At 72.7% G+C, this 18,363-nt stretch carries 18 protein-coding genes; 14 read left to right on the top strand and 4 right to left on the bottom strand.

What is annotated here, in order from left to right:
* Positions 1-131 precede the first annotated feature (131 nt).
* Positions 132-2,576, bottom strand: coding sequence for a DNA gyrase/topoisomerase IV subunit A (locus ACYVKF_RS18790; protein ID WP_460968474.1), 2,445 nt, complete (start codon positions 2,574-2,576; stop codon positions 132-134).
* A gap of 65 nt (positions 2,577-2,641) precedes the next feature.
* Positions 2,642-3,289 (bottom strand): nitroreductase family protein, encoded by a 648-nt coding sequence (locus ACYVKF_RS18785; protein WP_460968472.1) that lies wholly within the window; start codon positions 3,287-3,289, stop codon positions 2,642-2,644.
* 99 nt (positions 3,290-3,388) lie between these two features.
* Here ACYVKF_RS18785 and ACYVKF_RS18780 point away from each other — a divergent pair, with 99 nt between their 5' ends.
* From ACYVKF_RS18780 to ACYVKF_RS18755, 6 genes are all read left to right on the top strand, one after another.
* The gene (locus ACYVKF_RS18780) at positions 3,389-3,910 is read left to right on the top strand and encodes an RNA polymerase sigma factor (RefSeq protein ID WP_200947694.1); all 522 of its coding nucleotides are present in this window, start codon (positions 3,389-3,391) and stop codon (positions 3,908-3,910) included.
* Positions 3,907-5,337: a WD40/YVTN/BNR-like repeat-containing protein gene (locus ACYVKF_RS18775; RefSeq protein ID WP_460968469.1), complete on the top strand. Its 1,431-nt coding sequence runs from the start codon at positions 3,907-3,909 to the stop codon at positions 5,335-5,337. The genes ACYVKF_RS18780 and ACYVKF_RS18775 overlap by 4 nt, the downstream gene beginning before the upstream one ends.
* Before the next feature lie 69 nt (positions 5,338-5,406).
* Positions 5,407-8,073, top strand: a complete 2,667-nt coding sequence (locus tag ACYVKF_RS18770; protein ID WP_056918032.1) for a bifunctional acetate--CoA ligase family protein/GNAT family N-acetyltransferase — start codon at positions 5,407-5,409, stop codon at positions 8,071-8,073.
* An 85-nt stretch (positions 8,074-8,158) separates the two neighbouring features.
* Positions 8,159-8,761 (top strand): DUF5998 family protein, encoded by a 603-nt coding sequence (locus ACYVKF_RS18765; protein ID WP_056914841.1) that lies wholly within the window; start codon positions 8,159-8,161, stop codon positions 8,759-8,761.
* Positions 8,762-8,827: 66 nt separating this feature from the next.
* A complete protein-coding gene (locus ACYVKF_RS18760; RefSeq protein ID WP_460968466.1) occupies positions 8,828-10,048 on the top strand; it encodes an alkaline phosphatase family protein in 1,221 nt (406 codons plus the stop codon).
* Between the two features lie 11 nt (positions 10,049-10,059).
* Entirely contained in the window at positions 10,060-10,734 is a 675-nt protein-coding gene (locus ACYVKF_RS18755; protein WP_056914839.1) for a thymidine kinase, read from the top strand.
* Between the two features lie 5 nt (positions 10,735-10,739).
* Here the strand turns inward: ACYVKF_RS18755 and sepH are convergent, their stop codons facing one another.
* The gene (sepH, locus tag ACYVKF_RS18750) at positions 10,740-12,056 is read right to left on the bottom strand and encodes a septation protein SepH (protein WP_460968464.1); all 1,317 of its coding nucleotides are present in this window, start codon (positions 12,054-12,056) and stop codon (positions 10,740-10,742) included.
* A 94-nt stretch (positions 12,057-12,150) separates the two neighbouring features.
* On the opposite strand from sepH, the gene ACYVKF_RS18745 reads away from it, so the two are divergent.
* From ACYVKF_RS18745 to ACYVKF_RS18735, 3 genes are read left to right on the top strand one after another with little or no spacing between them, the layout of a single operon-like run.
* The gene (locus tag ACYVKF_RS18745; protein WP_056914837.1) at positions 12,151-12,786 is read left to right on the top strand and encodes a trimeric intracellular cation channel family protein; all 636 of its coding nucleotides are present in this window, start codon (positions 12,151-12,153) and stop codon (positions 12,784-12,786) included.
* Positions 12,783-13,934: a ferrochelatase gene (locus ACYVKF_RS18740; RefSeq protein ID WP_235529030.1), complete on the top strand. Its 1,152-nt coding sequence runs from the start codon at positions 12,783-12,785 to the stop codon at positions 13,932-13,934. Before ACYVKF_RS18745 ends, ACYVKF_RS18740 begins: the two co-directional genes overlap by 4 nt.
* Before the next feature lie 2 nt (positions 13,935-13,936).
* Positions 13,937-14,797: an inositol monophosphatase family protein gene (locus ACYVKF_RS18735; RefSeq protein ID WP_460968461.1), complete on the top strand. Its 861-nt coding sequence runs from the start codon at positions 13,937-13,939 to the stop codon at positions 14,795-14,797.
* 126 nt (positions 14,798-14,923) lie between these two features.
* On the opposite strand, the gene ACYVKF_RS18730 is transcribed toward ACYVKF_RS18735, so the two are convergent.
* On the bottom strand, positions 14,924-15,109 hold the full coding sequence (locus tag ACYVKF_RS18730) for a hypothetical protein (protein WP_056914835.1): 186 nt from the start codon (positions 15,107-15,109) through the stop codon (positions 14,924-14,926).
* A gap of 433 nt (positions 15,110-15,542) precedes the next feature.
* Between ACYVKF_RS18730 and ACYVKF_RS18725 the strand changes: the two genes are divergently transcribed.
* The 5 genes from ACYVKF_RS18725 to ACYVKF_RS18705 are packed head-to-tail and all read left to right on the top strand — an operon-like array spanning position 15,543 to position 18,363.
* Positions 15,543-15,842, top strand: a complete 300-nt coding sequence (locus ACYVKF_RS18725) for a DUF4193 domain-containing protein (RefSeq protein ID WP_056883993.1) — start codon at positions 15,543-15,545, stop codon at positions 15,840-15,842.
* Between the two features lie 32 nt (positions 15,843-15,874).
* Complete coding sequence (gene dut / locus ACYVKF_RS18720; protein WP_157581557.1) at positions 15,875-16,354, top strand: dUTP diphosphatase; 480 nt, start codon at positions 15,875-15,877, stop codon at positions 16,352-16,354.
* 8 nt (positions 16,355-16,362) lie between these two features.
* A complete protein-coding gene (locus ACYVKF_RS18715; RefSeq protein WP_460968459.1) occupies positions 16,363-17,205 on the top strand; it encodes a DUF3710 domain-containing protein in 843 nt (280 codons plus the stop codon).
* A 5-nt stretch (positions 17,206-17,210) separates the two neighbouring features.
* Positions 17,211-17,639: an OB-fold nucleic acid binding domain-containing protein gene (locus ACYVKF_RS18710; RefSeq protein WP_460968457.1), complete on the top strand. Its 429-nt coding sequence runs from the start codon at positions 17,211-17,213 to the stop codon at positions 17,637-17,639.
* Positions 17,629-18,363: a DUF3159 domain-containing protein gene (locus tag ACYVKF_RS18705; protein ID WP_460968455.1), complete on the top strand. Its 735-nt coding sequence runs from the start codon at positions 17,629-17,631 to the stop codon at positions 18,361-18,363. The genes ACYVKF_RS18710 and ACYVKF_RS18705 overlap by 11 nt, the downstream gene beginning before the upstream one ends.

Here is an 18,363-nt window from a genome sequence, read left to right as displayed (position 1 = left end):
GAAGAAGTCCGCCCGGGCTGCGGTGCCGTAGGCGGAGACGCCGGCCCGGTCGAACCCGACCGAGCAGGCGTCGGGAGCCAGGGTCCCGTGCCCTGACCCTGACCCTGAGGTTGACCTTGAACCCGTCGGGGTCACTGCGGGGGACCCGCGATGCGGGCGATGGCGGCCGGGGCGGGGACGCCGGAGCCGTCGCGGCGACCGGTCGGCTCCGGGAGCTCGAGGGCGACGCCGTTGGCGCCGGAGGCCTTGGCGGGCAACGGCCCGGCCCAGGCGAGGACCAGCGTGTCCTCGCCGCGCAGGAACCGGTGGCAGCGCACGCCGCCGGTCGCCCGACCCTTGGGCGGGTACTCCGAGTAGGGCGTGGCCTTGATCGAGCCGGGCTCGGTGCCGGGGAGGGCGCCGGAGGAGCCGGAGGACGTGACGACGACGGCGTCGGCGCCCTGCGGCACGGCGCCGAAGAAGGCGACGGTGGCGCCGGCAGCGAGCTTGATGCCGGCCATCCCGCCGGCGGCACGTCCCTGGGGGCGCACCGCCGAGGCGCCGAACCGCAGCAGCTGGGCGTCGGTGGTGATGAAGACGAGGTCCTCGTCACCGCTGGTCAGGCCCACGGCGCCGACGACCTGGTCGCCGTCCTTGAGCGAGATGAGCTCGAAGTCGGTGCGGCTGGGGTAGTCGGTCGTGACGCGCTTGACCACGCCCTGGGCCGTGCCGAGGGCGATGCCCGGGGCGTCGGCCACGAGGCTGACGATGGTCAGGGGTTCCTCACCGGGCGGCAGGTCGACGTATGCCGCGAGGGGCGCACCGCCGGACAGCGAGGGGGCCCCGTTGGTCGGGGGCAGCGTCGGCAGCTCCAGGGCCGAGAGGCGGATGAGCCGGCCACGGGACGTGACCAGCCCGACCTCGCCGCGCGCGGTGGTGCGGACCGCTCCGACGAGGGCGTCGTGCTTGCTGCGCGCGGCGTCGGCGGGGATGGGGTCGGCGCCGTTGGTGCGCGCCATCAGCCCGGTGGAGGAGAGCAGGACCCAGCACGGGTCGTCGGCCACCTCCAGCGGCGACGCCGTGGTGGCGGGGACGCCGGCCGACTCGAGCAGGACCGTGCGGCGGGGCGTGCCGTGGGCCTTGGCGACGTCGGCGAGCTCGGTCGACACCGTCCTCAGGAGCAGCTTCTCGTCGCCCAGGATGGCCTCGAGCTCCTCGATCTGGCGCTCGAGGTCGGACTTCTCGGTCTCGAGCTCCATGCGCGAGAACTTCGTGAGCCGGCGCAGCTGCAGGTCGAGGATGTAGGTCGCCTGCGGGTCGGTGAGGTCGAAGACGTCCATGAGGCGTGCCTTGGCGGTGTTGCCGTCGTCGGAGGTCCGGATCACCTGGATGACCTCGTCGATGTCGAGGATCGCGATGAGCAGTCCCTCGACCAGGTGCAGGCGGTCCTTGCGCTTGCCGAGCCGGTACTCGGTGCGACGCCGGACCACGTCGGTGCGGAAGTCGACGTAGACCTTGAGCAGGTCCTTGAGCCCGAGGGTGCGCGGCTGACCACCGACGAGGGCGACGTTGTTGATGGAGAACGAGTCCTCCATGGGGGTCAGCTTGTAGAGCTGCTCGAGGACGGCGTCGGGGTTGAAGCCGTTCTTCACCTCGATGACCAGCTGCAGGCCGTGCTTGCGGTCGGTGAGGTCCTTGACGTCCGAGATGCCCTGGAGCTTCTTGGACTGGACGGCGTCCTTGATCTTCTCGATGACCTTCTCGGGGCCCACGAGGTAGGGCAGCTCGGTGACGACGATGCCCATCCTGCGCGGCGAGGTCTTCTCGATGCGGGTGGTGGCGCGGGTCTTGAAGCTGCCGCGGCCGGTGAGGTACGCGTCGCGGATGCCGTCGAGCCCGACGATGCGCCCGCCCGCGGGCAGGTCCGGACCGGGGACGAACTTCATCAGGTCGTCCAGCGAGCAGGTGGGGTTGGCGATGAGGTTGCGGGCCGCGCCGATGACCTCGACGAGGTTGTGCGGGGCCATGTTGGTCGCCATGCCCACCGCGATGCCGCTGGCGCCGTTGACGAGCAGGTTGGGGAACGCCGCCGGCATCACCTCGGGCTGCAGGAGCTGGTCGTCGTAGTTGGGGACGAACTCGACCGTCTCCTCGTCGAGCCCGGTCGTCATGAGGACGGCGGCAGGAGCGGGACGGGCCTCGGTGTACCGGGAGGCGGCCGGCCCGTCGTCGAGCGAGCCGAAGTTGCCGTGCCCGTCGACGAGGGGCAGGCGCATCGTGAACGGCTGCGCCATGCGGACGAGGGCGTCGTAGATGGCCGTGTCGCCGTGCGGGTGGTACTTGCCCATGACGTCGCCGACGACGCGGGAGGACTTGACGTGGCCGCGCTCGGGGCGCAGGCCCATCTCGTTCATGGAGTACAGGATCCGTCGCTGGACCGGCTTGAGGCCGTCACGGGCGTCGGGCAGGGCGCGCGAGTGGATGACGGAGACGGCGTACTCGAGGAACGCCCCCTGCATCTCCTCGCGGACGTCGATGTCGACGATCCGCTCGACGAACGGCTCGTCCACGGGTGCTGACGGGGTCTTGCGGGCCATACCTGGGTGCCACTCCTAGCAGTCGTCCCGCGGGGCGCGGGGGTCGTCCCAATCTTGGACCACGGCTAGACGGGCTCGGTCGCCGACTCGCCGGGGCCGGTTCCCCGACCACCCCCGAAGCGACCCCGGTGCACGACCTCCTGCTCGCTGCGCCGGCCGCGCCGCAGCGACGGGGACGTGGTCCGCCCCCGCTCGTGCCCCAGCGCGACCACCCCGACGAGCCGCCGGTCCTGCGGTATGCCGTGGGCCCGCCTCACCTGCGGGTGCCGGTCCGGGGGCACCCCGAAGAAGAGGGCGCCGAGGCCCTCGTCGACCGCCGTGAGCAGCATGAGCATCGCCGCCATGCCGGTGTCGACGTCCCAGTAGGGCACCGGCCAGCGAGCCGGGTCGCGGTCGGTCCAGCCCTTGTCGGGCTCGGCGTAGCGGTCGAGGTAGGCAGTTGGGTCGGACAGGCAGAGGACGAGGACGGGGGCCGCCGAGACGCCCTGCAGCCACGCGTCCGGCTCGCGATCACCGTCGCGGGTGGCGGCCCAGAAGGCCTCGGTCTGCGACGGTCCCTCGAGCACGACGAAGTCCCACCCCTGGCTGAACCCGGCGCTGGGAGCCCGCTGCGCGGCATACAGGATCCGCTCGAGGACGTCCCCCGGGACCGGGCGGTCGCGGTCGAAGCGACGCACCATCCGACGGCGACGGACCACCTGCGAGAGCTCCATGACCCCATCCTGTCGCGAACGGCCGACGAGACGCTGACAGGATGGGCCCAACCACGCGCGGGGGTGCGGCGTCCACCAGGCATGACGACGATGACCGCCGTGGCTCTCAGGGGAGGGGTGGCAGTGGCGACGCGGGACCGGGTCGACGTCGAGGCTGCCGTCCGCGAGGTCTACGACGTCCACTACGGCCGCCTCGCGGGGTGGACGGCCCGGTTGGTGGGCGACACCGACCTCGGGCACGACGTGGCCACGGAGGCGTTCCTCAAGCTGTTCCGGGAGTTCGGCAAGGTCGACGACCCCAGGGCGTGGCTCTACACCGTGGCCGCCAACCTCGTGCGCGACCACTGGCGCAAGCGCGGCCGCGAGGCGGTGGCGTACGAGCGGCACCAGGCCGGTCGCGACGACTTCACCCCGGCCCCCGACCTGGCGACCGCGCTCACCGTCCGCGACGCCGTCCAGCAGCTGCCGGACCGGCTGCGGGTGGTCGTGCTCCTGCACTACTTCGCCGACCTGCCCGTGGCCACCGTGGCCAGACAGCTCGAGAAGTCCGAGGGCACCGTGAAGCGGGACCTGTTCGACGCACGCCAGCGCATGGCGAAGATCCTGGGAGAGACGAGATGAACCGCGACCCCCTCGAGGACTTCTTCGCGCGCGAACGCGCCGACGTCCGCGAGCTCCCCGCAGGCGAGGAGCGCTGGGAGGCGATGGTGGCCGAGTCGCGCCGCCCGCACCGCCGCGGCGCCCTCGTCTGGCTCGGTGCCGCCGCTGCCGCTGTGGTGGTCGCCGGCTCCGTCGTCGTCGGCACCGGGAACGTCCCGGACCTGCAGACGGCGTCGGACACCCCGACGAGGACCGTCGCCACGACCTCCGGGACCCCGCAGCCCACGGTGACCGTGACCCGGACCGTCCAGCCCGGCCCGCCCGCCACCGGCGAGGCCACGACGTCGTCCCCGAGCCGTACCTCACCGGCCACAAAGATCCTGCCCGTGCCGGTCGGCTTCGGCCTGGCCTCGATGACCAACGCGGGCGGTGGTCACCTCTACGCCCTCGGGGCGGGGGTCTGCGCCACGGGCGACTGCACCGCCGTCGTCGGCTCCGACGACAACGGGCGGACCTGGTCGACCCGCGCCTCCTTCACCGACCTCACGACCCGCGGACCACTCGTCACCCCGGCAGGACCGCACCAGCTCGTGGGCGTGCGGTTCGCGAACCCGCAGGTCGGGTACGTCTTCGGCACCGAGGTCCGGCGCACCACCGACGGCGGACGGAGCTGGACCCCCGTCGACGTGGGTGGGCGCACCGTGCTGTCGCTGGAGACCGACGGCTCGCGGGTCTGGATGGCCACCGCGGCCCGCTGCACCCACCAGGGTGCGGCGGCCACGCTCGGGTGCTCGGACCTGCAGGTCCGCACCGGGTCGGTCACCGACCGGACCACGACGGCGGTCCGGGTCGACGGGCTCGCCAAGGCCGTCGAGAACGCCTGGATCGCGATGGACGGACCGGACGCCTACCTCAACGGCACGTCCACCGGCGCCCAGCAGCCACTGCCCGCCATCCGCGTCTCGGGCACGCCCACGGCGCTGCCCGTACCCGAGGGCTGCGACCAGTCGCAGGGACTGACGCTGGCGGCCACGGCCAACACCCGTGGCACCCTCGTCGGCCTGTGCCCGTCCGCCGACGCCCCCGACAGCCGCTGGACCGTCGTGACGTCCACCGACCGGGGCGGCTCCTGGCGCTCGCGGCCGGCGCCCGGGCTGGGCACCCCCACCCGGGCGGGGGTGTGGTTGACCGCGACCGATGCCACCCACCTCGTCGCCGTGCGACAGGCCCTCCCGGCGAGCACCGGGGAGGTGCCGTCGCCGACGACGATGCTCGCGAGCAGCACCGGTGGCGCCGCATGGGCGCCGGTCGCACCGGGTGGTTCGACGGACACCGCGTGGGCCGGGGCGGCCGGGGGCGGGCTGGTCTACGCCTTCAGCGGAGGTGGTTCGTACTGGCTCAGCACCGACGCCGGCTCGACCTTCGAGACGGTGCCGCTGCGGCGCTGAGCCGGTCACCCACCCGGGTGCAGGCTCGTGCCATGCTTCGTGCATGAGTCGGGCCGCGAGCGAGGCCGCATGACCGAGGCCGCAGGGCGCCCTGTCGGGTACCCGACGCAGTGGGAGGCCGACGTCGTGCTCCGCGACGGCTCGGTCGCCCACCTGCGGCCGATCACGCCGTCCGACGTCGAGGCCGTGCACCGGTTCCACGCGGGGCAGTCCGACGAGTCGATCTACATGCGGTTCTTCGCGCCGCTGCGCAAGCTCAGCGACCGCGACGTCACGCGGTTCACCAACGTGGACTACCACGACCGTGTTGCCCTCGTCGCCACCGTGCGTGGCGCGATCATCGGCATCGGTCGTTACGACAAGATCACCGCGACGAGCGCGGAGGTGGCCTTCAACATCTCCGACTCCTTCCAGGGCAAGGGGATCGGCTCGGTCCTGCTCGAACACCTCGCGGTGATCGCCTGGGAGTCGGGCATCGAGGAGTTCACCGCCGAGGTGCTCCCGCAGAACCGCAAGATGATCTCGGTCTTCAGCGAGGCGGGGTACGAGGTCAGCCGGCGCTTCGAGGACGGCGTGGTCTCGGTGCGGTTCCAGATCCGGCCCACCGAACGGTCCGAGGCCGTGCGGCTGTCGCGGGAGCACCGCGCGGAGTCGGTGAGCATGCGTTCGGTGCTCTTCCCCGACACCATCGCCGTGGTCGGCGCGAGCCGGCGCAGCGACTCGATCGGCCACCACATCCTGTCCAACATCCAGTCGGCCGGCTTCAACGGCGCGGTGTACGCCGTCAACCGCGAGGCCATGGAGGTGCTCGGGCTGCACGCGCACGCCCGTGTCTCCGAGATCCCCGACGAGGTCGACCTGGCCGTGGTCGCCGTGCCCGCCGAGGAGGTCCTCGACGTCGTCGCGGACTGCGCCGAGGCGGGCGTGAAGACGCTGCTCGTGGTGTCGGCCGGGTTCGCCGAGGCAGGACCGGCGGGGGAGGAGCTGCAGCGCGAGCTGCTGGCCACCGCGCGGGCCGCGGGCATGCGGGTCCTCGGACCCAACTCCTTCGGCGTCATCAACAACCACCCGAGCGTGCGCCTCAACGCCTCCCTCGCCCCCGAGCTGCCCCCGGCCGGACGACTCGGGCTCTTCGCGCAGAGCGGGGCGCTCGGCATCGCCGTCCTCGCGTCCGCCGCCCGCCGCGGGCTCGGGATCTCGGTGTTCGCCTCCGCCGGCAACCGCGTCGACGTCTCCGGCAACGACTTCATGCAGTACTGGATCGACGACGACGACACCGACGCCGTGGGGCTCTACCTCGAGTCCATGGGCAACCCGCGCAAGTTCTCGCGCATCGCGCGCCGGCTCGCCACGACCAAGCCGGTCATCGTCGTCAAGTCCGGGGTGTCGTCGTATGGCGTGCCACCCGGCCACCGGGCGCGGCCCACCCGGGTGCGCCCCGAGGCGTTCGACGCGATGCTGCGCCAGGCCGGTGTCATCCGGGTCGAGAACGTCCACCAGATGTTCGACGTGGCCCAGCTCGTGGTGCACCAACCCCTGCCCCAGGGCAACCGGGTCGCGATCGTCGGCAACTCCGACGCCCTGGGCGCGCTCACCGCCGAGGCCTGCGTGAGCTGGGGGCTCGAGGTGGCGCACGGACCGGTGTCGTTGCCCAGCGACGCCAGGGGTGAGCACTTCGCCGCCGCCCTGGCCGACGCGTTCGGCGACCCAGAGGTCGACAGCGTCCTCACCTGCTTCATCCCGCCCCTGGTCACCGAGGACGCCGAGGTGGCCGCGGCGGTGCGCGATGCGGCGATCGCCTCCGACAAGCCCTGTCTCGCAACGTTCCTAGGGATGCGGGGTGTGCTCGACCGGTTGTCCGACCAGCCGGGCGCAGGACGGGTCGAGGTCGTCCCGGCCTATGCGATGCCCGAGGACGCGGTGCGGGCCCTGGCCGCAGCCACCCGGTACTCCGAGTGGCGCTCCAAGGACCGGGGGGTGCAGGTCAACCCCGTCGGGATCGACCGCGAGGCGGCCGAGGCCCTGGTCGAACGCGTCCTCACCGAGTCGCCCGAGGGGCGCCGCCTCACCCATGCCGAGGTCACCTCGTTGCTGTCGGCCTACGGCGTCGACCTGTGGGGGAGCGTGCCGGCCCGCACCGTCGACGACGCGGTGGCGGCGGCCGAGGCCGTCGGCTACCCCGTGGTGATCAAGTCGGTCGCCCCCCTCATGCGCCACCAGCCGGGCCTGTCGGGGATCAGGGTCGACCTGCGCACCGAGGGCCAGGTGCGCGAGGCCTTCGCCGGTCTCACCGAACGGCTCGCGCCGCTGTCCGCCAACTCGTTCGTCGTCCAGCGGATGGCCACCCCCGGCGTCTCCTGCGTGGTGCGCTCTGACGAGGACCCGCTGTTCGGGCCCGTCGTGTCGTTCAGCATCGCAGGGCCGCCCACCGACCTGCTCGGCGACATCGGCCACCGCATCCCGCCGCTCACCGACGTCGACGTCTCCGACCTCATCTCCTCGGTCAAGTCCTCGCCGATGCTGCACGGCCACCGGGGGTCGACCCCGGTCCACCGCGCGGCGCTCGCCGACCTCATCGCCCGCGTCTCGGTGCTCGCGGACAACCTGCCCGAGGTCTCGAGCCTCGTGCTCAACCCGGTCAACGCCCACCCCTCCGGGGTCGACGTGCTCGGCGCCGAGGCCGTGGTGGCCCCCACGCCCCGGCGCAAGGACCCGGGCCGACGCACCCTGACCTGACATCACCGCAGGTCACGCTGGTGCGGGACCCCCGGCACGGGCCGGCCACCGGCAGGGGGCCGCGTACTAGGGCAGGATGGGCGTTATGGGCTCCACCTCCTCCCACCCCGCACCGCCGCCGCTGGCTCTCCCCGACGACCTCACCCGAGCGATCCAGCAGGCCGGCTACTACCCGGCCCTCGTCGGTGACGTCGTCCGCGCGGCCCTCGGTGGGGACGAGGTCGTGTCGCACCTCGTGCACCAGGAGACGACCTTCGACCACGACGTGGTGCGCCGCCACATCACGGTCCTGGCCCTGACCATGAGCCGCCTGGTCATCGCCCACGCGGACGACCACACCGACGGCGGGCCGGGCCAGGAGGACGTGGCGACGGCGACCACCGAGAGCGTCCCGCTGAGCGCGGTCCGTGGAGTCATGGTCACCCACGTCGTCGCGCGCCCCCAGGACTACCAGCCCGGGTCGCTCGGTCGCGAGATCACGCTCACCCTCGGCTGGGGAGCGGTGAGCCGCATCGACCTGATGCCCGCCTCCTGCGCCGACCCCGACTGCGACGCCGACCACGGCTACGAGGGCAGCGTCGCCTCGGACGACATCTCCCTGCGGATCAGCGCCGACGCCGAGGGTGAGGTCGCCCTCCAGCAGGCACTGGACTTCGCCCAGGCGCTGTCGACGAGCATCGGCAGCTGACCCGTGCCTCCTCCCACGTCCGTGCCCCGCCGCCGGCCGGTCTCCCTGACGGCGACGGCGTAGGCCGTGCCCCACGAAGGTCTGCTCCACCCGCGCTACGACGCGGCGGGACTCGCAGGAGTCCTGCCGGCGGTGGCGGCGACGCTCGGAGTGGACCGGTTCGCCGGTGCCCTGGCCGGCAGCTCGACGCAGCCGACCGGCCCTGCCAGCACCGGCCCGGACGGGCTGGACGAGGCCGGCAACTCCGGCCTGGCCTTCGGCCCGTCGCGCCGTGCCGTGGTCGTCCTCGTCGACGGGCTCGGGTACGAGCTGATCCGTCGCCGCGGAGGTCACGCACCGTTCCTGCGGTCCCTGCTCCCCGCGGCATACCGGATCACGGCGGGGTTCCCGTCGACGACGGCGACGTCGATGGGGACGTTCGGCACCGGGCTCCCACCGGGCAGCCACGGGCTGCTCGGGTACGAGGTGCTGGTCCCTGGGGAGGACCGCCTCGTCAACCAGCTGTCGTGGGAGGACGGACCCGACCCGATGACCTGGCAGCCGCAGCCGACCGTGTTCGAGCAGGTCGAGCGGGCGGGGGTGTCGGTCACCCGCATCGGTCCCGGGTTCTTCGACGGGTCCGGCCTGACCCGGGCGGCGCTGCGCGGCGGCCGGTTCAAGGCGGCCGACACGCTCGAGTCGCGGGTGGACGCCTCGGTGGCGGCCGTGCGGGCGTCGAAGCGCTCGCTGGTCTACCTGTACTGGGGTGAGCTCGACAAGGTCGGGCACGTGCACGGGTGCCAGTCGTGGGAGTGGGGCGACGAGCTCGAGGCGATCGACGCCGAGCTGGCCCGCCTGTGCCGCTCCGTCCCGTCGGACACCGCCGTCTACGTCACCGCCGACCACGGCATGGTGGACGCCCCGCACGCCCTGCGCATCGACCTGGCCCACGACCCCGAGCTGGCAGCCGGGGTGCGCCACGTCGGGGGCGAGGCCCGGGCCCTGCAGCTCTACTGCGAGGACGGCGCGGCGGCCGACGTCGAGCAGGTCTGGGTCGAGCGCGTGCGCGAGCGGGCCTGGATCAGGTCACGGGAGGAGGCGATCCGCGAAGGGTGGTTCGGACCGGTCAGCGGCGAGAACCTGGCCCGCATCGGTGACGTCGTCGTCGCCATGCGTGACAACTTCGCCATCGTGGACTCCCGGCGGGCGCGGCCAGAGCTGCTCGCGCTGGTGGGACTGCACGGTTCGCTCACGGCGGACGAGTCCGCCATACCCCTCTTCCACGTGCCGGCCCGGGACACCGCCTAGGGTGTTCCCTCGTGGCTGAGCTCGTCTTCTTCTCCGGGACCATGGACTGCGGTAAGTCGACCCTTGCCCTCCAGATGGACCACAACCACCAGGCCCGCGGCCGGTCCGGCCTGATCTACACGAAGATGGACCGCGCCGGGACCGACGTGCTCTCGTCGCGGCTCGGTCTCTCCACGGCGGCCCACGAGGTGGGCGACGACCTCGACTTCTGGGACGCGGTCGTCGAGCACGCCACGAACGGCGTGCGGGTGGACTACCTCATCTGCGACGAGGTGCAGTTCTACACACCGGTGCAGGTGGAGCAGCTCGCCCGCCTCGTCGACGAGATGGCGATCGACGTGTTCGCGTTCGGCATCACCGCCGACTTCCGCACCCAGCTGTTCCCGGGTTCGCGCCGCATGATCGAGCTCGCCGACAAGGTGCAGGTGCTCCAGGTCGAGGCGCTGTGCTGGTGCGGGAAGCGCGCCACGCACAACGCGCGCGTCGTGGACGGCGTCATGGTCGTCGAGGGCGAGCAGGTCGTGGTCGGTGACACCAAGCCGGGCAGCGAGACGCTCGTGGAGTACGAGGTGCTGTGCCGGCGCCACTTCATGCGGCGGATGAACTCCGCCGCGGCCCGGGCCGCAGCAGAGTCGCCCGACGTGCTGCCGTTCGACCTCGACCTGTGCCCGGTGCCGCAGCAGTAGTCCAGTCAGTCCCGGGTCCTGGCCCCGAACATGACGTCGTCCCAGCTCGGGACGCTGCGTCGGCCGGCCTTCTTCGCCGGGCGCGGCTTCGCCGCAGGCGCGTCGTCCTGGTCGGCCTTCTCCGCGGCAGGCCCGACGTCCTCGTGCCGGTCGTCGGCCCCGGCCTCGACGGCGCCCAGGCGGTCGACCTGCTGGGCCGGTTCGGGCTGGGCCGCGGGTTCGGGCGCAGGAGTGGGTTCCGGAGTCGGCTCGGGGGCGGCAGCGGTCTCGACTGCGGGGTCGGTGACCGTGGCGACGTCCTCGACCTCCACCTCGGCCTCGGCCTCGAGCGAGGGCTCCACCCCCGGGTCGGGGACGACCTCGTCGGGTGCCTCGAGGACCACCGCGTCGTCGCGTGACCCGGCGGACTCCTCGACGGGGTCGAGCGGGTGCGGGCCCCGCGCCGCGGGCGGCGGCGGCATCGTCTCGGGGTCGTAGGCGAGGTCCTCCAGGGGGAGCGCGTCCTCACGAGGGGCGTCGTCGCCGGGGGTCTGCGTCGCCGACGCCTTGCGGCGGCGCGGGCGACCCCGGTGCGACGCGCGCTCGCGCATCGCGGTCATGAGGTCGAGGGGCTCCTCGGTGCGCTGGGGAGCAGCGCGGCGCGGGGTGGCCTGCACGCCGCCCTCGGCCTCCACGTCATACACGGTCGTGGCGCGGACGGGCGGGGTCGCGAGGTGCGGGGTCGGCAGGGGGGAGGCGCCGCTGCCGGTGTCCTCCTCGCTCAGCCAGCGCGCCTCGTCGTCGGCCGCGGTGACGGTGCGGGCCGGCACGTCGAAGTGCCAGCGCGCCTCGCGCTCGCGGCCGCCGGCCGGGAACGTGACGAGGACCGTCCACTCGCCGGCCTCGTTGCGGGCGGAGTCCCACAGCGCTGCCGCGGGGTCGACGCCACGGCCGGAGAGCCGGGCGCTGACGCGCGCCGAGAGGGTGGGGGTGGTCGACCCCGCACCGGCGCGACCGCGGAGCCTGACGGCGCGGGCGAGGCCGGCGACGTACTCGCGCTCGGCGAGGATCGGGCCCTCGTAACGACGGACCTTCTCCACCGTCCACCCGGAGCGGTCGGCGACGTCGTCGGCACTCAGGCCGGCGCGGATCATCGCCTGGACCTCGCGGGGCCGCATGCCTCCGTCGATCTCGATCTGGAGCTGGCCGAGGCGCGGACGGTCGCGTCGGACCGCCGCTCGCAGGGGCTCGTCGAGGGGGACGCTGAACTGCTCGCCCCCGGAATCGGACAGCAGCAGCTGCTGACCGTCCTCATGGACACCGATCAGCCGCAGGTTGCGCATTGCCTTCTCCCGTATCGCCACATCGTGGTCGACTCTGCCACCACGGGCCTCGCCGAGGAAGCGACCACGCCGCGAGGGTAGTTTTGACCTCGCGATGCTCACCTTCGACCCCCACCTCCAACTGGCCCTCGACCTGGTCGGCGTCTTCGCCTTCGCGTTGTCCGGTGGACTCGTCGCGGTGAAGAAGCGGCTCGACCTGTTCGGGGTCCTCGTGCTGTCCGGTGCGGCCGCCCTCGGCGGTGGGGTGATGCGGGACGTCCTCATCGGTGCGCTGCCCCCGGTGGGCATCTCCGACTGGCGACTCCTCACCAGCGCCCTGGTCGCCGGGCTCGTGACGTTCGTCTACCACCCCGGGATCGAACGCATCTCGCGGTTCGTCCGGGTGCTCGACGCGGCCGGGCTGGCCGTGTTCGCGATCGGCGGGTCGCTCAAGGCCCTCGGTGCGGGGATGGACCCCCTCACGGCCGTGATCGTCGGCGGCATCACCGCCGTCGGCGGCGGCATCGTCCGCGACGTCCTCGCCGGGCAGGTGCCCGAGGTGCTGCGCCGGGAGATGTATGCGCTGCCCGCCCTCCTGGGGTCCGCCCTGGTCGTCACCGCCCACCACTTCGACCGGGTCGGCCCGGTGGTGATCTGGGGCTGCGTCGCCCTGGTCTTCGCCGTGCGCATGATCGCCGTCGTCCTCGATGTGCACGCCCCCAAGCCCCTGCGAACCGGAGAACTCACGTGAGCACCCCCCACCCCGACCCCACTGCCGACAACAGCCCGGAGGCCTCGCCGCTGGAGCCCTACGACGGGATCCTGCTGCTGTCCTTCGGCGGCCCGGAGAAGCCGGAGGACGTCCTGCCGTTCCTGCGGACGGTCACCGCGGGCAAGAACATCCCCGACGAGCGGCTCGAGGAGGTCGGTGAGCACTACTACGGGTTCGGCGGCCGCAGCCCGATCAACGACCAGAACCGTGCCCTCATCGCGGCGCTGCGCGGCGAGCTCGACCGTCGGGGCATCACGACGCCGGTCATCTGGGGCAACCGCAACTTCACGCCGTTCGTCCCGGAGGCGCTGCGCGAGGCCCACGACCAGGGCCTGTCGCGGCTCGTCACGGTGATGACCAGCGCCTACTCCTGCTACTCCTCCTGCCGCCAGTACCGCGAGGACCTCGCCGGGGCGCAGGCGGAGGTCGCCGAGGCCGGCATCGACATCGCCATCGACAAGATCCGCACCTACGCCAACCACCCGGGGTTCTCGCGCACCAACAGCCGGCTCGTCACCGAGTCCGTGCGGGAGGTGCTGCGCGGCGGGACGGACGCGGGCGCCATACGGCTCCTGTTCGTCACCCACTCCATCCCCACCGCCATGGACGAGACGTCCGGCCCGGGTGACGAGGACGGCAGCGCCTACAGCCGCCAGCACATCGCCCTCGGTGCGGCGATCACCGACGAGGTCAACGCCACGCTCGACACGGACCTGTCCGGTGAGCTCGTGTTCTGCTCGCGGTCGGGTCCGCCGAGCCAGCCGTGGCTCGAGCCCGACGTCAACGACCGGCTCGAGGAGCTGGCGGCCGAGGGCGCGCAGGTCGTCGTCGTGTCGCCGATCGGGTTCGTCTCCGACCACATGGAGGTGGTCTACGACCTCGACACCGAGGCGGCTGCCACGGCGGAGAAGCTGGGCATCCAGCTGGTGCGCGTCCCCACGGTCGGCATCGACCCGGAGTTCGTCTCCGGCCTGGTCGACCTCGTCGAGGAGCGCGCCGCCGTGGCCCGGGGGGAGCAGCCGGTCCAGCCGTCCTGGCCGGGTCGCGACCCGTTGCGGTCGACGTGCGCGCCGGGGTGCTGCCCGAACCTCCGGGTCGCCAAGCCGGCGTTGTGCGGGCAGGACTGACCGTGTCCGCGCTGACCGTCCCGGACGCCGCGGTCCTCGTCGAGCTCGAACGCGTCGCCGTCGAGGTCGCCCTCGAGGCCGGTCGCCTCATCGTCGACGACCGGCCCGCCGACCTCGGGGTCTCCAAGACCAAGAGCACGGCCACCGACGTCGTGACCGTGATGGACCAGCGCTCCCAGGACCTCCTGCGCTCGCGGCTGCAGGCCGCCCGCCCGGGCGACGGCTTCCTCGGCGAGGAGGAGGGCGGCACCGACCGCGAGTCCGAGATCACGTGGGTCGTCGACCCCATCGACGGGACGGTCAACTACCTCTACGGCATCCCCTCGTATGCCGTGTCCGTCGCCGCCGTCGTCGGCGACCCCACGACCCCGGGGGCGTGGCGCCCGGTCGCGGGTGCCGTCGTGAACCCGGTCACGGGGGAGCTCTTCCACGCCCGCCTCGGTGGGGGTGCCCGGCTGCGACGAGGCGACGGCGACGCCCGCCGGCTCGTCATCGCCGACCCGCCCGGACTCGGCCACGCGCTCGCGGGCACGGGCTTCGGCTACGACACCCGTCGTCGGCTGTGGCAGGCCACTCTGCTCGTGCAGGTGCTGCCGCACCTGCGCGACATCCGCCGGATCGGCAGCGCGGCGCTGGACATCTGCGCCGTGGCCGCAGGCACCCTCGACTGCTACTTCGAGCGCGGCCTCAACCCGTGGGACATGGCGGCCGCGTGGCTGGTGCTCACCGAGTCCGGCGGGGTCTTCACCGGGCTGGGCGACCTCGCTCCCGACCAGGACATGGTCGTGGGGGCGGCGCCCGCGCTGCACGCCGAGCTCGAGCCGCTCGTCCGGCGGGCTGTGGAGTCGGTCGGCGCGGAGTAGGCCGGCTCGGAGTGGGCCGGCGCGCAGCAGATCGGCGCGGAGTCGGCCGGTCGCACGTCCCAGCGAGAACGGCGCGACCGCGGTGGCGGTCGCGCCGTTCGTGGCGTCGGGCTGGGTCAGGCGGCGTCAGGCTGCGTGGTACCCCGCGAGGTCGGGGATGCGCAGGCCGTGCTCGTCGGCGAGGCGGGCCAGGTTCTCCAGCTCGGCCTCGCGGACAGAGGCCAGGTAGTCGTCGCCGGCCTCCTGCGCGGTCCGCAGGGACTGCACTGCGCGGCTGGCGCGGCGGGTGATCTCGGTGTGGAACTCGGTCATTGCTGCACCCCTCTCTGAGTCGTGTCACGAGTCGGTTCGGGTGGATCCAGGTGGATCCGGGTCGGGCCGGGGTCCTGTGTCTCGGGGGCTCCGAGGTGCTCGCGCACCCTCGGTCCCGGGTCGGGCGGAGACAGGACTCTACGGTGGCAGACGCCCCGGAGCCCACTCGGGGTTGCGTCCCTTGGGTGAACCTTGGATGAACCGAGACCGGTTCTTGGGCCGGCACGGCGCCGGTTTGGGCCGGTTGCCGACGGTCTGGGGAGGCGCTGCGGACGCTGTGGTGGACGCGATGGTGACGGCGCCAGCGAGATAGGGCACAATCCCCGCCGGCGGTGGGCACAAAACCACGACGATCAGCGTTAACACCGGCGACTTGCCTTCTCGATCATCGAGCGGGCACAGATGCGACTGAAGAGGGAGAGCGACAGCGACTATGGCGACTGACTACGACGCGCCGCGCAAGACCGATGACGAGCTGTCCGAGGACTCGATCGAGGAACTGAAGTCCCGCCGGGTCGACAAGAGCGCTTCGAGCGTCGACGTCGACGAGACGGAGCAGGCCGAGGGCTTCGAGCTCCCCGGTGCAGACCTGTCCGGCGAGGAGCTGTCGGTGCGGGTGATCCCGCGCCAGTACGACGAGTTCACCTGTTCGCGCTGCTTCCTCGTGCACCACCGCAGCCAGCTGGCCAAGGAGGTCAACGGGCAGATGGTGTGCCGGGAGTGCGCAGCCTGAGCACGCACCAACCACCGATAGGGTCAGTCCACGTGACTGGCCCTATCCGCGTCTCCGTCCCCTTGCGCCGGCTCGACCCAGACCTGCCGGTCCCGTCCTACGCGCACCCCGGTGACGCCGGGGCCGACCTGCACGCCGCGACCGACGTGACCCTCGCACCGGGGGAGCGGGCCCTGGTCCCCACCGGCGTCGCCCTGGCCCTGCCCGACGGCTACGTCGGCCTGGTGCACCCGCGGTCCGGCCTCGCGGCCCGGCACGGCATCACCATCGTCAACGCCCCGGGCACGGTCGATGCGGGCTACCGCGGAGAGGTTCTCGTGAACCTCGTCAACCTCGACCCGCGCGAGGAGTTCACCGTCCACCGCGGCGACCGGATCGCCCAGCTCGTGGTGCAGCAGGTCGCCGTCGCCGACTTCCTCGAGGTGGATTCGCTCGAGGACACCTCCCGGGGGGACACTGGTCATGGTGCCAGTGGCGGCTTCGGCAACCACCCCCAGACAACGAAGGACTGAACACTCCAGTGGCCATCTTCCGACGAGGCAAGAAGTCCGAGCAGACCGACGAGGTCGACAAGACCCTCGACCCGGCGCTCGACGCGACCGAGCTCGACGAGCCGACCGATGCAGCGAACGCCGACGGGTCCGGCTCGACCGACGGCGCGGTTGACGACACCGCCGCGGCCCCGGCTGCCAAGGCGGCCCCGGTCGACCGTGAGGGCAACGGCCCGCACGACAGCTCCGAGGTCGACACCACCGACGACGGCAGGCTCGACCTCGGTGCGCTGCGCATCCGCGGCGTCGCCGGCATGGAGCTGCGGCTCGAGGTGGACGAGGCGGCTGACCAGGTTGTCGGCGCCACTGCCGTGATCGGCGACTCGGCCGTCCAGCTGCAGGCCTTCGCCGCACCGAAGACGATGGGCATCTGGGACGAGATCCGTTCGGAGATCGCCGAGTCCATCCTCACCCAGGGCGGCACCGCCGACGAGGTGCACGGCGCCCTCGGCACCGAGCTGCGCACCCGGATGCCGTCCGCCGGACCTGACGGCCGCACGGTCTTCGCCCCCGCCCGGTTCGCCGGCGTCGACGGACCGCGCTGGTTCCTGCGGGCCGTGTTCTCCGGTCGCGCCGCGATCGACGACGAGGCAGCGGCCCCGCTGCTCGAGGTCGTCCGGAGCGTGGTCGTCGTCCGCGGTGACAACGCGATGGCCCCACGGGAGATGCTCACGCTCACGCTGCCGGTCCAGCCCGACGCAGAGTCCGACGGCGACGTCGACCCCGAGGCGTCCGAGGACGCCGACACCACCGTCCACACCGACGACCTCAAGCCGTTCGAGCGTGGCCCCGAGATCACCGAGGTCCGGTAACCACCATGGCCCACGACGTGCAGACCACCCCGCCCCGCGGCACCAAGGGTCCTCAGGGACACCACAAGTCGGCGATCGCGCGGCTCGGTGAGCGCCTCACCAAGTCGGTCACCCAGATGGAGGCCGACGAGCTGCGCGAGGACGCGGCCCGCCTGGGCTGCACCCCGATGTGCGACCTGCTCGACCGTCAGCAGGCCACCGTGTCCGGCACCGTCCGCGCCGTGACGCTGCGCCCGCGCGTCAACGTGCCGGCCCTGGTCATCGACCTCTACGACGGCAGCCGCACCATCAACCTCGTCTGGCTGGGCCGACGGTCGATCGCCGGGATCGAGCCGGGCACCTACCTGCGGGCCCAGGGCCGGGTGACCTACTACCGGGGCATCCCCACGATCTTCAACCCGTCCTACGAGATCGTCCCGCTGCGTGCCCACTGACCGCGAGCTCGGAGCCCACGACGGTGTGACCGGGGTGGACGAACCCGCGCCGACCGGGGCGCCGGTTGCGCCCGCGACCGTCGAGGAGGTCATCCGCCAACGGCTCTCCAAGGCCCTCGGCGGGTGGCGCGGGTCGCTCGAGACGGCCCTGCCGACCGTCGCGTTCGTCGTGGTGTGGACCGCGACCAAGGACGTGCGGACGGCCGTCATCGCTGCCGCGGCCGTCATCGTCGTGCTCGCCGTGGTGCGGCTGGCCCAGCGCCAGAGCCTGCAGTTCGTCGGGTCGGCCGCCCTGGCCACGGCGATCGCCGCGTTCTTCGCGCTGCGCAGCGGCCGGGCCCAGGACGCGTTCCTGCCGGGCATCCTCACGAGCGCGGCATGGGGTGTCGCCGCCCTCGTCTCGGTCGTCAGCCGGTGGCCGCTGGTCGGGTTCATGGTCGGCGCCGGCGACCCCCGCGCTGCCGAGGACCCCTTCTCCTGGCACCGCGACCGGGGCCTGGTCCGCGTCTGCCAGCGCCTGACGATGGTGCTCGTCGTGATGTATGCCGTGCGCGTGGCCATCATGCTCCCGCTCTACTTCGCGGGTGAGGTGGCTTGGCTCGGTGTGGCCAAGGTGGCGCTGGGCTGGCCGTTGTGGCTCGCCGGGCTCGCCGTGATGGGGCTGATGCTCGTGCGCGGCCAGACGCCGCAGGACCTGGAGGGGTCCACCGCCGAGAGCGGCTGA

It is taken from the genome of Pedococcus soli (genome assembly GCF_054782575.1).
Note: the sequence above shows the minus strand (reverse complement) of the source record. Positions and strands in the feature narration are given on the sequence as shown.